The sequence below is a fragment of the Hyphomicrobiales bacterium genome, from assembly GCA_016710435.1.
Classification (GTDB): Bacteria; Pseudomonadota; Alphaproteobacteria; order Rhizobiales; family Aestuariivirgaceae; genus Aestuariivirga.
This window is the reverse complement of sequence record JADJVV010000001.1, coordinates 2,764,991-2,779,779: the sequence shown is the minus strand read 5'-3', so window position 1 is coordinate 2,779,779 and position 14,789 is coordinate 2,764,991. Positions and strand designations below refer to the sequence as shown.

13 protein-coding genes are annotated in these 14,789 nt (G+C 62.6%); 3 read left to right on the top strand and 10 right to left on the bottom strand.

Features of this window, described 5'->3' with window-relative positions; translation table 11 throughout:
• Window positions 1-7: 7 nt before the first annotated feature.
• The 8 genes from IPM06_13475 to IPM06_13440 are packed head-to-tail and all read right to left on the bottom strand — an operon-like array spanning window position 8 to window position 6,820.
• Window positions 8-400, bottom strand: a complete 393-nt coding sequence (locus IPM06_13475; GenBank protein MBK8771435.1) for an SUF system Fe-S cluster assembly protein — start codon at window positions 398-400, stop codon at window positions 8-10.
• On the bottom strand, window positions 397-1,614 hold the full coding sequence (locus tag IPM06_13470; protein MBK8771434.1) for a cysteine desulfurase: 1,218 nt from the start codon (window positions 1,612-1,614) through the stop codon (window positions 397-399). Before IPM06_13470 ends, IPM06_13475 begins: the two co-directional genes overlap by 4 nt.
• Window positions 1,614-2,774, bottom strand: coding sequence for a Fe-S cluster assembly protein SufD (sufD, locus tag IPM06_13465; GenBank protein ID MBK8771433.1), 1,161 nt, complete (start codon window positions 2,772-2,774; stop codon window positions 1,614-1,616). Before sufD ends, IPM06_13470 begins: the two co-directional genes overlap by 1 nt.
• A complete protein-coding gene (sufC, locus tag IPM06_13460; protein ID MBK8771432.1) occupies window positions 2,771-3,526 on the bottom strand; it encodes a Fe-S cluster assembly ATPase SufC in 756 nt (251 codons plus the stop codon). The genes sufD and sufC overlap by 4 nt, the downstream gene beginning before the upstream one ends.
• 14 nt (window positions 3,527-3,540) lie before the next feature.
• The gene (locus tag IPM06_13455) at window positions 3,541-3,729 is read right to left on the bottom strand and encodes a hypothetical protein (GenBank protein ID MBK8771431.1); all 189 of its coding nucleotides are present in this window, start codon (window positions 3,727-3,729) and stop codon (window positions 3,541-3,543) included.
• Complete coding sequence (gene sufB / locus IPM06_13450; protein ID MBK8771430.1) at window positions 3,726-5,243, bottom strand: Fe-S cluster assembly protein SufB; 1,518 nt, start codon at window positions 5,241-5,243, stop codon at window positions 3,726-3,728. The genes IPM06_13455 and sufB overlap by 4 nt, the downstream gene beginning before the upstream one ends.
• A 9-nt stretch (window positions 5,244-5,252) precedes the next feature.
• The gene (locus IPM06_13445) at window positions 5,253-6,338 is read right to left on the bottom strand and encodes a cysteine desulfurase (protein ID MBK8771429.1); all 1,086 of its coding nucleotides are present in this window, start codon (window positions 6,336-6,338) and stop codon (window positions 5,253-5,255) included.
• Window positions 6,335-6,820, bottom strand: coding sequence for an Rrf2 family transcriptional regulator (locus IPM06_13440; GenBank protein MBK8771428.1), 486 nt, complete (start codon window positions 6,818-6,820; stop codon window positions 6,335-6,337). The genes IPM06_13445 and IPM06_13440 overlap by 4 nt, the downstream gene beginning before the upstream one ends.
• Window positions 6,821-6,980: 160 nt before the next feature.
• Here IPM06_13440 and IPM06_13435 point away from each other — a divergent pair, with 160 nt between their 5' ends.
• Together IPM06_13435 and IPM06_13430 are read left to right on the top strand one after the other, a co-directional pair.
• The gene (locus tag IPM06_13435) at window positions 6,981-7,670 is read left to right on the top strand and encodes an alpha/beta hydrolase (GenBank protein ID MBK8771427.1); all 690 of its coding nucleotides are present in this window, start codon (window positions 6,981-6,983) and stop codon (window positions 7,668-7,670) included.
• Window positions 7,671-7,757: 87 nt separating this feature from the next.
• Entirely contained in the window at window positions 7,758-8,681 is a 924-nt protein-coding gene (locus tag IPM06_13430; GenBank protein ID MBK8771426.1) for a DMT family transporter, read from the top strand.
• Here the strand turns inward: IPM06_13430 and IPM06_13425 are convergent.
• Window positions 8,653-9,750, bottom strand: a complete 1,098-nt coding sequence (locus tag IPM06_13425; GenBank protein ID MBK8771425.1) for an anhydro-N-acetylmuramic acid kinase — start codon at window positions 9,748-9,750, stop codon at window positions 8,653-8,655. The two genes, IPM06_13430 and IPM06_13425, sit on opposite strands and share 29 nt — an antisense overlap.
• A 48-nt stretch (window positions 9,751-9,798) precedes the next feature.
• Between IPM06_13425 and IPM06_13420 the strand changes: the two genes are divergently transcribed.
• The gene (locus tag IPM06_13420; protein MBK8771424.1) at window positions 9,799-11,040 is read left to right on the top strand and encodes a tyrosine--tRNA ligase; all 1,242 of its coding nucleotides are present in this window, start codon (window positions 9,799-9,801) and stop codon (window positions 11,038-11,040) included.
• Window positions 11,041-11,046: 6 nt separating this feature from the next.
• Here IPM06_13420 and IPM06_13415 read toward each other — a convergent pair whose 3' ends face one another.
• Window positions 11,047-14,505, bottom strand: coding sequence for a hypothetical protein (locus IPM06_13415; protein MBK8771423.1), 3,459 nt, complete (start codon window positions 14,503-14,505; stop codon window positions 11,047-11,049).
• Between the last annotated feature and the right edge of the window lie 284 nt (window positions 14,506-14,789).

The following is a 14,789-nucleotide window of genomic DNA, read 5'->3' as shown; positions in this document are numbered from 1 at the left end:
TCCAACCTCACCACATGTTCAGCGCCATGCGGGCTTCTTCGCTCATGCGCGAATGATCCCACGGCGGATCAAAGACAATCTTCGCCTTGACGGCCTGCACGCCGGCGACGGAGCCAACCGCATTCTCGACCCACCCCGGCATGTCACCCGCGACCGGGCAACCTGGCGCTGTCAGCGTCATGTCGATGGCGACGTTACGGTCATCATCGATGTCGACCTTGTAGATCAATCCCAGTTCATAAATATCAACCGGGATCTCCGGATCGTAGACGGTCTTCAGGGCCGTGACGATGTCGTCGGTCAGGCGCGCCAATTCATCCGGCGGAATGGCCGATGGGTTTGGCGCATTCGCAGGTGCCGGAGCGGAAACATCCGTTGATGTCGATGCAGAGTCCATCATCCAAATATCCTCTGGGCAGAGATAAGGGCGTCGGCGAGTTTATCAACCTCGTCGCGGGTGTTGTACATTGCAAAGGACGCACGGCAGGTGGCCGTCACACCAAAACGCTGCAACAGAGGTTGCGTGCAATGAGTGCCTGCACGCACCGCGACGCCTTGCCTGTCGATCACGGTTGCAACGTCATGGGCGTGGGCACCGTTCATGGTGAACGAGATGATCGGGCCTTTGTCGCGGGCGCGCCCATAGATGCGCAGGCTGTTGATGGCCGAGAGGCGCTCCATGGCATAGTCGTGCAGACTCTTTTCGTGGGCAGCGATGTGTTCGACGCCCACACTTGCCATGTAGTCGAGAGCGGCGCCGAGGCCGATCGCTTCCACGATCGCCGGCGTTCCGGCTTCGAAACGGTGAGGCGGATCGTTGTAGGTGATGCCGTCGGTTGTCACTTCCGAGATCATCTCGCCGCCCCCCTGATAGGGCGGCATTCTCTTCAAGAGATCGGCCTTGCCATAGAGTACGCCGATGCCGGTGGGCCCGTAGGTCTTGTGGCCGGTGAAGACAAGGAAGTCGGCATCAAGGGCCTGCACGTCGACATGCCCGTGAACGGCGCCCTGGCTCGCATCCACCAGCACGGGAATGCCCTTCGCGTGGGCGAGGCGAATGATTTCGTCAACCGGTGTCACCGTGCCGAGAGCGTTCGACATCATGGTGATGGCCACCATCCGGGTGCGGGGGCCGAGCAGCCTGGCATACTCCTCCAGCAGGAAATTGCCGTCATCATCGACTGGCGCCCACTTCAGCACGGCTCCCTTGCGCTCGCGGTGGAAATGCCAGGGAACGATGTTGGAGTGATGCTCGAGGATGGAGAGCACGATTTCATCGCCCTCCCCGATCACCAGGCCGCCGTAGCTTTGTGCCACAAGGTTGATGGCCTCCGTGGCGTTGCGGGTGAAGATGATCTGGTCCTTGGATGGCGCGTTCAAAAACCGCCGGACACTTTCCCGTGCATCTTCAAATGCTTGCGTCGCTGCGTTCGAGAGATAGTGGAGGCCGCGGTGGACGTTGGCATACTCCTCCATCATGCTCTTCGTCATGGCGGCGATAACGGCGCGCGGCTTCTGGGCGGAGGCAGCATTGTCGAGATAGACAAGCGGCTTGCCATAGACCTCGCGGGCGAGGATGGGGAAATCGGAGCGGATTTTCGAAACGTCAAACATCAGCGGCGTGCGAGCCAGCCCTCCGCATAGTGGGTGAGTGCCTCGCGCACGCCTTCATGTTCCACGGTCTCGAAGGCTTCGCCCACAAATGCGGCGATGAGCAGCGACTTCGCTTCCGCCTCGGGAATGCCGCGCGACTTGAGGTAAAAGAGATGATCGTGGTTGATGTCTCCGGCGGTGGCGCCATGGCCGCAGACAACGTCATCCGCATAGATTTCCAGTTCCGGCTTGGCATCGAATTCCGCCGTCTCCGAGAGGAGCAGCGCATGAGAGGACTGCTTGCCGTCGGTCTTCTGTGCGTCCGGGCGCACGATGACCTTGCCCTGGAAGATGCCGCGGGCCGTGTCGTCCATCACGCACTGGAACAATTCACGCGAGGTACAGTGCGGAACGGCATGGTCGACGACGAGACGCGAGTCCGCATGCTGGCTGCCGTTGAGCAGATAGGCCCCTGCGATGCGCGCGTCGGCATTCTCGCCGAGGAAGGTGTAGGTGCCGTTCTGCCGGTTCAAGGCGGCGCCGGAGGTGAGGGTGAAACCGCGCAACACGGCATCGGCCGCCAGTGTCACGATGGCGTGGGAGAGATGCGTGGACTTGCCTGACTCTCGTTCGATCTTGATGTGGTCCAGCCGTGCGCCCTTGCCAACCGCGATTTCGATGACGGCGTTGGAGAGATAGTCGCCCTCGCCCAGATAGGTCTCGATCAGCGTGGCGGTGGCACCGTCGGCCACGGTGATGCTGTGGCGGAGGCCGATGGCGCGCTGCGGGCCATCGGTTGCCACATGCAGGATCTCGATGGGCAGATCGGCATTGCCGTTCAGCGTGAGAGCAGCGCCCTGCGCCTGCAACCGAGATCCCATGGCGACGATCACGTCGTCGGGGAACGGAACAGGCGCGCTGACGCTGCCCTGCGGCAGTTGCGAGCGGGTGGCGTCAAAGGTGCCGTTGACGAACACGATGCGCTTCGCCTTCACGGCGGCCAGGGGCGCGGCGGCGACGAGACGGTCGATCTCAGCATCGCGGGCGGCGACGGCCTGCCTGCGATAGGGCGCGGAGATGAGGCGGCGCAAATCCGTCCACTTCCACTCTTCGCTGCGGCGGTTGGGCAGGCTCATGCCCAATGCGGTTTCCGCCGGTGTGCTGGGGACGATGGCGTTCATGCCGCCTTCCCCGTGAAGCCGGCATAGCCCTTCTCTTCCAGTTCCAGCGCCAGCTCCTTGCCGCCCGTCTTCACGATGCGGCCATCCGAAAGCACGTGCACCTTGTCGGGCACGATATAGTCCAGCAGGCGTTGGTAGTGGGTGATGACGATCATGGCGCGGTCCGGCGAACGCAAGGCATTCACGCCTTCTGCCACCACGCGAAGCGCATCGATGTCGAGGCCGGAGTCTGTTTCGTCCAGCACGCACAGAGACGGTTCCAGCACGGCCATCTGGAGGATTTCAGCGCGCTTCTTTTCGCCGCCGGAGAAACCGACGTTGACGGGCCGCCTGAGCATCTCCTGCGAGACGTTGAGCTTGGCGGCGCGGTCCTTGACCATGCGCATGAAATCAGGCGCGGACATTTCCTTCTGGCCGCGTGCCTTGCGCTGCGCGTTGAGCGCCACCTTCAGGAACTGCATGGTGGCGACGCCGGGAATTTCGATGGGGTACTGGAAGGCGAGGAACACGCCCTTGGCGGCGCGGTCATTCGGCTCCATGGCCAGCAGGTCCTCACCCTTGAAGGTCACGGACCCTTCCGTCACCTCGTAGCCTTCGCGACCCGAAAGAACGTAGGACAGGGTGGACTTGCCGGAGCCGTTCGGACCCATGATGGCATGCACTTCGCCTGGCTTCACCGACAGCGTCAGGCCCTTGAGGATTTCGCGCGGCTCGTCTTCGAGCTTGACGTGGAGATTGTTGATTTCGAGCATGATGGTGTCCGGTCTCAGGTGTGCGTGAAATATTTGTAGGCAAAGGTGATGACGGCGATGCCGGCCATGCCCTTCAGGGCATCCAGGGCGGCGCGGGGTGCGGCGTCCTCCAGCAATGCACGCCGGTAGGCAGCGAAGCGGAAGGCGCCAAACACGATGCCAAGGCCGATGGGCATGGCAATGTCGAGAGCGGTCAGCGTCATCCCACGCTCCCTTCCAGCGAGATGCCGATGAGCTTCTGGGTTTCCGCCATGAATTCCATGGGCAATTGCTGCAACACGTCGCGCACGAAGCCGTTGACGATGAGGGCCACGGCTTCCTCCTGCGAGAGGCCCCGCGACATGCAATAGAACATCTGGTCGTCACTGATCTTCGACGTCGTGGCCTCGTGCTCGAACTGCGCGGTGGAGGTCTTGCTCTCGATGTAGGGCACGGTATGGGCGCCGCATTTGTCACCGATCAGCAGCGAGTCACACTGGGTGAAGTTGCGAGCGTTGAGAGCCTTGCGATGGGCCGAAACGAGTCCGCGATAGGTGTTGTCGCTGCGGCCTGCGGCAATGCCCTTGGAGATGATGCGGCTCGATGTGTTCTTGCCGAGGTGGATCATCTTGGTGCCGGAGTCGACCTGCTGGCGGCCGTTCGAAATTGCAATCGAGTAGAACTCGCCGCGGGAATGATCGCCGCGCAGGATGCAGCTCGGATATTTCCAGGTGATGGCGGAGCCCGTTTCCACCTGCGTCCACGAAATCTTGGCATGGGTTCCACGGCAATCGCCGCGCTTGGTGACGAAGTTGTAGACGCCGCCCTTGCCCTCGGCGTCGCCCGGATACCAGTTCTGCACCGTCGAATATTTGATCTCGGCATCATCCAGCGCCACAAGTTCAACGACCGCGGCGTGAAGCTGGCTTTCATCGCGCGTGGGCGCGGTGCAGCCTTCGAGGTAGGACACGTAGGAGCCCTTGTCCGCGATGATGAGCGTGCGCTCGAACTGGCCGGTGTTCTTGGCGTTCATGCGGAAATAGGTGGAAAGCTCCATGGGGCAGCGCACGCCGGGCGGCACATAGACAAACGAGCCGTCCGAGAACACCGCCGCATTGAGCGCGGCATAATAGTTGTCGCCCTGCGGCACGACGGAGCCGAGATACTGTTTCACCAGATCGCCGTGCTCGCGCAGCGCTTCCGACATGGAACAGAAGATGACGCCGTGCTTGGCGAGTTCATCCTTGAAGGTGGTGACGACGGAAACGGAGTCGAATACCGCGTCCACGGCCACCTTGCCGCTGGCGTATTCACCGCCGGACTCACCATCGAGTTCGCTCTTCTCGCCCTGCTTGCGCACGCCCGCGAGGATTTCCTGCTCCTTCAGCGGAATGCCGAGCTTGGCATAGGTTTCAAGAAGTTTGGGATCGACCTCATCCAGCGACTTGGGCACGGGCGAGGTTTTCGGCGCGGCGTAGTAGTAGATGTCCTGGAAGTCGATCTTGGGATAGGACACCTTGGCCCAGGTGGGTTCTTCCATCTGCAGCCAGCGACGGTAGGCATCGAGGCGCCATTCCAGCATCCAGGCCGGCTCGTTCTTCTTGTTCGAAATGAAACGGACGGTATCTTCGCTCAGGCCCTTGGGCGCGAGTTCGGATTCGATGTCGGTCTCGAAGCCGTATTTGTACTTCTCGACGCCGATGTCCTTGACGAGTTCGATTGTTTCAAGATCTGCCATTGTATTTCCTCAAGCAGCCTGCCGCGCCTTGTGGCGCTGGGCGAGTTGCTTCCAAACCGTGATGAAGTGCTGCACGTCCGCAGCCGTGGAGTTCCACCCCAGGCTTACGCGAATGGCCGCGGATGAGATTTCACCTGGCACGCCCATGGCCTCCAGCACATGAGAGCGCCCGACCTTTCCGGATGAACACGCCGATCCCGACGACACGGCCACACCGGCCAAATCCAGGTTCATCAGAAGCGTTTCGGCGCGGGTGCCCCGCAGGGCGAGGCAGGTGGTGTTCGGCAGGCGGGTTGCGCCCTGTCCGAGCATCACCACATCTTCAAGTGATGATTCCAATAGATGCTGCAAGTCCTTGGTATCAATGCGATCTTCGCGCGCCACGGCAGCAAAACCAGCAATGGCGGCGAGGTTTTCAGTTCCGGCCCGGCGGCGCAGTTCCTGGCCGCCGCCCACCAGCAGAGGCTCGACCACCAACCCATCGCGCACCACCAAAGCACCAGCGCCCACAGGGCCACCGACCTTGTGCGCGGCGACCGTCATCAGGTCACAACCGAGGAGTCCGAAATTGACGGGCAGCTTTCCGAAGCCCTGCACGGCATCGACATGCACCAGCGCGCCTGCCTTGCGGGCGAGCGCCACGACGTCCGCGATGGGTTCGATCACGCCCGTCTCATTGTTGGCGAGCATCACGCTGACAAGCAGATTGGGCCCGTGCAGCATGGCCTCCAGCCTTGCGAGATCAACGCGGCCTTCGCCATCGACGGGGATCACATCAACGGCCTTACCGCTGGCGCGGGCGGCGGCAAGCACGCTGGGGTGTTCGATCGCGGACACGAGGATCCGCTCTGCCCCCACGCCGCGCAAGGCCATGTTGTTGGCTTCCGTGCCCGAGGCCGTAAAGACGATCATCTGGGGCAGGCAACCGAGGGCAAAGGCCAGGGTCTCGCGCGCATCATCCAGCAACTTGCGCGCCGCGCGGCCTTCGGCGTGGACGGATGAGGCGTTGCCGCCCCCATCCAGTGCCGCCAACATCGCGGCTCGCACCGAAGGGCGCAGTGGCGAGGTTGCGTTATGGTCGAGATAGGTTCTCACCGGATAGTGCCTACTGCGGGAGAGCGGTCCTTGGCCTGCTTGATGGAAGCGGCGAGTGCCAGGTTCCGCTTCTCGATCACATCCTCAAGGGTCACGCTTTCAAGAAAATACATCATCTGGCGGCCGAGCGACGACCACAGGTCGTGGGCGCAGCAGCGGTCCCCCTTCACGCAGCCTTCCACGGCATCGCCGTCGCAGCGGGTGACGCGAAGCGGCTCATCCACGGCCAAGATCACGTCTGCCATGGCGATGTCGCCGGGTCGCCTCGCCAGCGCATAGCCACCGGCGGCGCCGCGGGAACTCACGACCAGGCCTGCACGGCGCAATTTCCCGAAGAGCTGTTCCAGGTATTCCTGGCTGATGTCCTGACGTTCGGCGATTTCCGCCAGGGAAACGGGCCGTGTCTCGCCAGAATCGGCACCATGTTGGCCGATGTCGATCATGGCCATGACGGCGTAGCGGCCCTTTGTGCTCATTTTCATTCGGTTTTTCCTTCAGCCGTCACGAAAAACTTGCCTCTCGCCCCCGCCGCCGTGCTAAAGCGCGCACCGCGAACAGAGTCATGAGACGCGGTTTTCCGCCTTCCCTTGGAATTGTTCTAAGGCATTTAAATATTCCGACTACGGGAGTCAAGTTTCGGCGATGCCGGACGACGTCCTTTTGCCGGACCAGACAAGGTGTTCCATGCCGGAAGTGATTTTCAACGGCCCCGCAGGCCGAATCGAAGGCCGTTACCATCAGGCCAAGGCCACCGGCGCGCCGATTGCCATCCTGCTGCATCCGCATCCCACCTTTGGTGGCACGATGAACAACCCCATCGTCCACAGCCTCTACGGGCTGTTCCAGAGCCGCGGCTTTTCGGTGTTGCGCTTCAATTTCCGCGGAGTCGGCCGCAGCCAGGGGCTTTTCGACAACGGTGCTGGCGAACTCTCTGACGCGGCATCGGCGCTGGACTGGCTGCAATCGTTCAACCGTGAAGCGAAGATCTGCTGGATCGCCGGCATTTCCTTCGGCGCGTGGATTTCCATGCAGTTGCTGATGCGCCGGCCGGAAATTTCCGGCTTCATTTCCGTGGCCCCGCTGGCCAAGCACTATGACTTCTCGTTCCTTGCGCCCTGCCCGGCCTCCGGCCTGTTCGTGAATGGCGAGAAGGACACCGTGACGGCTCCGGAAGCCGTGCACAGCCTCGTCTCCAAGTTGAAGACGCAGAAGGGTATCGCCATCGAGCACAAGGTGATTCCCGGTGCCAACCACTTCTTTCAGGACAAGATCGAGGATCTCACCAAGATCTGTGCTGACTATCTGGACCGGCGCCTGACTCGCGAAGCATAACTGCCCTGCCGCAAGCGCGGGCGCTTTTCGGGTGGCGGCCTTGCCGTCTCCCGCCTATCCCTTGCGCCTTCATGCAGGGAGACCGCCATGGGCGAGACCAAGATCGACGCACAATCCTGGATTCTTCTTCTCGTCCTGTCGCTGATCTGGGGCGGTTCGTTCCTGTTCATCGCCATTGCCGTGAAGGAACTTCCGGCGTTGCTCATCGTGCTGGCGCGGGTTGGCATCGCTGCGGCGATCCTCATTCCGGTGCACCTGCTCGTGCTGGGCAAGCTGCCAACCGACCTGAAGACATGGATTGCCTGCGGTGGCATGTCGGTCATGAACAACGTCATTCCCTTCACCGCGATTTCCTGGGGGCAGCACCACATCACCGGCGGGCTTGCCTCCGTCATCAATGCAACGACGCCGATGTTCGCCGCCATCTTCATGGCGATGGCAGGGCTTGAAGGCATTACCGCTCGCAAGGCCATTGCCCTTGGACTGGGCCTTGCCGGTGTCCTCATTCTCAAGGGCGGCGGCTTTGGCGACCTCGGCGCGCAGACGCTCGGCATTCTCGCGGTGGTGCTGGCATCGGCCTGCTACGGCCTGTCGGCACCATGGTCGAAGACGCGGCTCACGGGCATTCCGCCGCTCACCACGGCGACGTGCCAGTTGACGCTCTCCACGCTGATGATGGCCGTGATCGTGGGGCTGTTCGGCGACGTGCAGGGCTATTGGGCGGCCTCAAGCGGAACGTGGGTGTCCCTCATCCTGTTGGCGGCGCTTTCCACCTCGGTAGCCTACCTCCTGTTCTTCCGCATCATCGCGCGCGCAGGGCCATCGTTCGTGTCGCTGGTGACGATGATCATTCCTGTCTCCGCCATCCTGCTGGGTTATGCGGTGATCGGCGAAAAGCTCACGCTGCACGAAGTCGTGGGCGCCCTGGTGATCGGGCTGGCGCTGGTGATCATCGATGGCCGGGCGTTGAAATTCGTGGGGCTTATCCCTGCACAATCACCCCGCCCGTGAGGGGGCGTGGGACGCCTGTTGTTCCGGGCCAGGTGAGGGCGAGACCGCGGCTGGCCCGCACGGCGAGATAGGCCCAGGCTTCGGCTTCCATGCTGTCACCGTTGAAGCCGCAGGCTTCCGCTGGCTTCACGTTGGGGAGGAGTGCCGCAAGCGCCTGCATGATGGCGCGGTTGTGCCGTCCGCCACCACAGATGATCCAGGTGCGGGGTGGCGATGGCATGTGGGCGCGCGCGGCGGCGATGGAGCGTGCCGTCACGGCCACCAATGTTGCCGCGCCATCGGCGGGGCTGAGGCCCTTGAGCGAGATTCCGGCGAAGCTGTTGCGGTCGAGTGATTTCGGGCCCGGCCTTTCAAAGAACGCATCACCGAGAAACTGTGCCGATGTGGCTTCATCCACCCGTCCGCTGCGGGCCAGGGCACCGCCTTCATCGCGGGACGCACCGGTGTGGGCTTTCATCCAGTCATCAATGAGGGCATTGCCGGGGCCGGTATCGAAGGCGACGAGGCTTTCATCCGCGCCGACCCAGGTGACGTTTGCCACCCCGCCAATATTCACAAAGGCCACGGGCCGTTCCGGCAACGCGGCTGCAAGCGCACCGTGATAGGCCGGCACCAACGGCGCGCCCTGCCCGCCGGCGGCCACGTCTGCCGCGCGCAAATCGAAAGCCACGGGCCGGCCCAACGTCCGGGCCAGCTTCGCGCCGTCGCCCAATTGCACGGTAAGGCGCCGCTCGGGCCGATGGATCACCGTCTGGCCGTGAAACCCGATGAGGCCGATCTCCTCAAGCGCCGTTCCTGTGTCCTCGCAGAAGTCCCGCACGGCACCGGCATGCCAGCCGGTGAGCGCTGCCTCTGCCTCGCCCAATATCCCGCTGCGGTCCATACGGTCCGTGAGGCTGGCGGCGGCGGCGAGCGCCCGCCGCAGCAAGTGGCGCTGCTCTTCCGTGTAGGCGTAGGTGCGCGATTGTCCGCGTTCCACACGGGCCTCGCCGTCGGTCTTGACGAGGGCGACGTCGATCCCGTCCAGCGATGTGCCGGACATCAGGCCCAGGGCGGTGACAAGGGCAATTTCAGGCGGTTTTGACACGTCCGCTTCCTATGTTATGAGCGCGCCACCATGAGCACCTACACATCCGATTTCCTCAACATCCTGTCGTCACGCGGCTTTATCCACCAATGTTCGGACGCGAAAGAACTGGATGCGCTTGCTGCCAAGGGCGAAGTGACAGCCTATATCGGATTCGATTGCACCGCACCCTCCCTTCATGTGGGTTCGCTGGTGCAGATCATGCTGCTGCACTGGCTGCAGCAGACCGGCAACAAGCCCATCGTGCTGATGGGTGGTGGCACGACGATGGTCGGCGATCCGTCCGGCCGTGACGAGAGCCGCAAGCTCCTGAGCCTCGCGGATATCGAGAACAACAAGGACGGCATCAAGCAGGTCTTCGCCAAGTTCCTCTCATTCGGCGGCGGCAAGACCGATGCCATGATGGTGGACAATGCGGAGTGGCTGACCAAGCTCAACTACATCGAGATGCTGCGCGATGTGGGCAAGCACTTCAGCGTCAACCGCATGCTGGCGATGGACTCGGTGAAGCTGCGGCTTGAGCGCGAGCACGAGTTGTCGTTCATCGAGTTCAACTACATGATCCTGCAGGCCTACGACTTCGCCGAACTGAGCAAGCGCTACGGCTGCAACCTGCAAATGGGTGGTTCGGACCAGTGGGGCAACATCGTCAACGGCATCGACCTTGGCCGGCGCATGGGCACGCAGCAACTGTTTGCGCTCACCTCGCCGCTGATCACGCTGTCGTCGGGCGCCAAGATGGGCAAGACTGCTTCGGGTGCGGTGTGGCTCAACGCCGACATGCGCAGCCCCTATGAATACTGGCAGTTCTGGCGCAACACGGAAGACGCCGATGTGGGCCGTTTCCTGAGGCTGTTCACGACGCTGCCGCTGGACGAAGTCAAGCGGCTGGAGTCGCTGCAGGGCTCGGACATCAACGAGGCCAAGAAGGTGCTCGCCAATGCCGCGACCACCCTGCTCCACGGTTCCGCTGCCGCGGACGATGCTGCCGAAACCGCGCGCAAGACCTTCGAGGAAGGTGCGAGCGCGGAGGGCCTGCCCACCGTCACGATCGATCTTTCCGCGGGCGTCGGCATTCTCGCGGCCTCAGTCGCTGCCGGACTGGCGGCCTCCAATGGTGAAGCGCGCCGCGCGATCCAGGGTGGCGGCATCCGCGTCAACGACGAGATCGTGAAAGACGACAAGCTGGTGCTGACCGCCGCCATGGCGAAGGACGGAGCCATCAAGCTCTCGCACGGCAAGAAGAAGCACGTGCTGCTCAAGCAGGGCTGACCGGCGTCAGTTGCTCGTGCTTTCCCTTGATGAGGGTTTGATGTTGCTGCGGCGCGGTGCACAGGTGCCCTTGTAGGCGAACATCTCGCGCATGATGCCGGGGGCAAAGACCGACAGCGGGTTCACCTGGGTGCGCGGCTTCGAGATTGTGCCGCCCATGGCAAAGGTGACGCCGAAGATGCCGCCGCCTTTCCCGCCCGTCAGGATCTGGCCAAACAGTGGAACATCATCGAGGAAGCCGTTGATGCCCTGCGCCGGAACCATCGTGCCCGTGATGTCGATTGCGCCATCCGCCTTGCGCACGAGGCCCTCTGCCACGCCGCCAAGATCGGCACCTTCGAGCGTCACATTGCACATGCGCACGAATTGCGCGTCCGTTGAGAACGGCAGGCTGAGCTTCTTGAAGGTCACGCCATCGGCACGCGGACCCGACTTCTTCGGCCTGCCACGGCGGTCAAGCTCGGCCAGTGCGGCTTCGTTGCGCACCTCGAATTTCTTCAGGATGAGCTGACCGTTGCGGATCGGTGAACCCGGCGCATTGGAAATCAGTGCATAGAAGCTCAACGCACCTCCGGCGATCTTGGAGTAGAAATTGGTGGCGCGGAGTGTCGATCCACCGTCATTGCTGGTGACGCGCAGTTCGCGCCCGCCATCGACGGGAACCACGCGCACGTTGAGCGGAAGTCCGTTGGCGAATGTGCCGTCCACGTTGGCGGAGGTGATGGTCCCGCGCTGGGTGACGAATGTCGCCTTCACGTCGCGGATGACTTCGCCCCTGTGCGCGGTGACATTGTCGAATTGCGCATCGACGATGAAGTTCTGGCCCTTGGGTGCTGCCGCCGCGGCGGATTCAGCCGTCTTTGCCGGAGAGATGAGATTCTTGATGTAGGGCCGCGCATCGAAGCTCGGTCCGGTGACGGAGAGGTTCATGGTTTCATCGCCGGGAACGAGTTTCACCGTGAAGACGTCATCCTCCTCAAGTCGGATTTCGGAGAGGCGGGCGGCACGGAGGCCGCCACCCTTGTTCACCTCAAGGTCGCCCCGCACATGGAGGCCAGGGCCGTCGAGCTTCAGGTTTTCCACCGTGCGCACCCCGTTTTCGCCATCGGCCAGAATAAAGGTGGCGTTGGTGCCCTTGGTCTTCGGCCTGCTCCAGCGCGCGGCGGCGATCTTCATGGAGACGTCGTCGAGATCGGCGGCCACCTCGATGGTGCGCCCGGTTTCCGGTGTTCCCTTCACCTTGATCTTCACTGGAATGCTGCCGGACAGGTAGTCCTCGACATGCATGCCCAGCTTTTCGCGCATCTTGGCATCCACAACCGTCTCGACGGCAATGACGGGCGAACCCTTGCCGCGCGGCTTCTGCCAATCCAGCTTGGAGGTGATGCCATTCAGCTTTGCCGGACCGGAAAGCTCGATCTGCTCCGGGTTCATGGCAATCTTGAATTCGCCACCGGTGATGTCGATGCCCGGCATGGCGTCCGTCATGCTGGCATCCGAGATGGACACCTCGGTCGTGACCTTCACGCGGTCTTTCGGCACGTTCTTGATCAGAGGCAGGGAGAGCCCGATCAATGCCCGGCCATCGCCCTTCATGCGCCTGGCTTCTTCCACATCCTTGGTGATGATGTTGAGGTCGGGATGCTTGGCGAAGGCCAGCATGTTTTCGAGCGGGCCGCGCACATCGAACTTGAACTCGCCCGGCACTTCCTTGGCGAGGAGATCATTGGCCTCGAAGCGCCCCTTCGCGAGCGACAGGGTTTCGCCCGTGTCGAGCGCCGCCTTGCCCGCGGTGATGTCGAGGACGAAGTTGCTGTCCTTCAGTTGCGCGCTGCCGGCCGCGCCCGTGATCACGGGGAGGTTCTTGAAGTAGTGTGTCGTCACGTCCTGCATCGTAAAGGACACATCAACAACGTTTGGCGGCAGAACCCTCTCCCGCAAAGCCTTGGCCAGCGAGTTCACGGGAAAGTTCACCTGGAAGGTGCCTTCGGTGATCTTTCCATTGACCACGTTCTCGTTGATCCAGGCGCGCGTGCGGGGCGTCATGACGGGCGGCCAGAGTTTCTTCAGCAATTCGGCAGACACATCGCGCAGGCGCCCTGCCACCTGGATGCCGGGCGAATCGTCACCGCCCATGATGATGCCGCGCAGGCGAACACCGGTGTTTCCCGCCATCACGACAAGATCGGTGATGTCGACGCGCTGGTCCTCCATGGAGGCCTCGCCCTTGAACTCGATCTTGTCCACCGCCACCGGGTCCTTGATCGTGCCCTGGGCATCGACGCTGACGTTCTGGGCCAGCAGGTTGATGCCGATCGCCGTCAGCTTGCCGCCCGTGCGGCGGGGAATGAGATCGCCAGACAATTCGGCGCGCGACCCGCCGACGAGAATGGACGAGTCGACAATGCGCACGACATCTTCATCGTATTTGTAGGACAGCCGAAGCGAGCCCTCATCCACGAGGATCGGCTTGGCGAAATAATCCGGCAGGTTGATTTCACCTGCTGCGGCGAAAAGTTCGCCGTCGGCGCGATTGAGCCTGCCGGACGAGGACATCTCTACTTCAAAATGCCCTGAGAACGGCATGCGCAGCTTGGCGAATTGCGAAAGGGCATAAACTTCATCGGCGACGTTGGCAGGCACGAGGTCCGCCACAGTTGCCGTGATGGCGAAGGTCTCGGTCTCGGCCTTGAAACTAGCCGAGAGTTCAGCGTGCCACGGCTGGCCGCCGCTGGCCACTTCCGCCTTGGATACAACGACGAAGCCGTAGGGCGTGCGGCGGAAGGTCATGTCGGTGCGGGGCGAGAACCACGTCGCGTCGTTGCCTTCGTCGTAAAAACTCACTTCGGCGCGGGTGATCTTGATATCTTCGAGATTGGCCAGCGCACCGCCGTTGCCGCGCGCGCCCAGCAAATCGAGGATATGCGCGCCACCCGTTGCGGGCTCAGGCTGTACTTCCACGGAGGACTTCGGCGCGGGGGCGTCGGTGCCATCCGTCTGGAAGTCGTTGCCGTTGACCACGGTCACTTCGTCGGCACCGGCGGCGGTGGCGACGATGCCGAGCCGCACGCTGCCATCAAGGTTGCGGCGGGCATTGACCCGGGGACCGATCAGTTCAAGTGACGTGACAGCGACCTTGCCCGTGAGAAGGCCCGTGCCGTCGAGCGTGACGCCGGCTTTCGGCGCGCTGGCCAGCACGGTGCCGTCAGTATCGGTGAGGACAAGGTTCCGGGCGCGGACCCGGGGCACCATGCTCTCCTGGTCCAGTTCCAGCACCGTATCCGCAAGCGAAATGGTGAGGCCCGAGAGCTGCTTGTTGATGCCGGTTTCAATGCGGTCCTGCAGGAATGCCAGCGACACGGGGCCCTGCGACAAACGCCAAAACACTCCCGCCCCGGCAATGACCAGCACCGCCAGAACAACGAGAGTGATGATCGTCAGCCTGCGGAGTGTTTTGCCGCGCAACGCTAGCCCTTTCCCGTCCTGCTCCCCACACCAGAATCCCAACCCCGGCGAGCAGGCCGGATGATAGTATGGGCCGCAGGGGAAATCAGCCGCAAACGTGGGTTTCTCACAAGCCAAGCATGTCAAAATCGTGGCCTCGCGAAACACCCTGCCCGGCCTGCCATTTCCACACCTTCGTCGCATGTTTACCGCGCCGCAATTCCGCCATGACAGGCAGACACGAACGGGCTATGGTCTTGGGTACTGCCGTCATCGCGGCAGGCATCGGAGGGGGCACTCCGGTT

What these genes read in the sequence shown, in the direction of transcription:
- IPM06_13470 (MBK8771434.1), bottom strand. Translation starts at nt 1,614, where the DNA reads ATGTTTGACGTTTCGAAAATCCGCTCCGATTTCCCCATCCTCGCCCGC.
- sufC (MBK8771432.1), bottom strand. Translation starts at nt 3,526, where the DNA reads ATGCTCGAAATCAACAATCTCCACGTCAAGCTCGAAGACGAGCCGCGC.
- IPM06_13475 (MBK8771435.1), bottom strand. Translation starts at nt 400, where the DNA reads ATGATGGACTCTGCATCGACATCAACGGATGTTTCCGCTCCGGCACCT.
- IPM06_13430 (MBK8771426.1), top strand. Translation starts at nt 7,758, where the DNA reads ATGGGCGAGACCAAGATCGACGCACAATCCTGGATTCTTCTTCTCGTC.
- sufD (MBK8771433.1), bottom strand. Translation starts at nt 2,774, where the DNA reads ATGAACGCCATCGTCCCCAGCACACCGGCGGAAACCGCATTGGGCATG.
- IPM06_13420 (MBK8771424.1), top strand. Translation starts at nt 9,799, where the DNA reads ATGAGCACCTACACATCCGATTTCCTCAACATCCTGTCGTCACGCGGC.
- IPM06_13435 (MBK8771427.1), top strand. Translation starts at nt 6,981, where the DNA reads ATGCCGGACGACGTCCTTTTGCCGGACCAGACAAGGTGTTCCATGCCG.
- IPM06_13455 (MBK8771431.1), bottom strand. Translation starts at nt 3,729, where the DNA reads ATGACGCTGACCGCTCTCGACATTGCCATGCCCATCGGCCTTGGCATC.
- IPM06_13440 (MBK8771428.1), bottom strand. Translation starts at nt 6,820, where the DNA reads ATGAAAATGAGCACAAAGGGCCGCTACGCCGTCATGGCCATGATCGAC.
- sufB (MBK8771430.1), bottom strand. Translation starts at nt 5,243, where the DNA reads ATGGCAGATCTTGAAACAATCGAACTCGTCAAGGACATCGGCGTCGAG.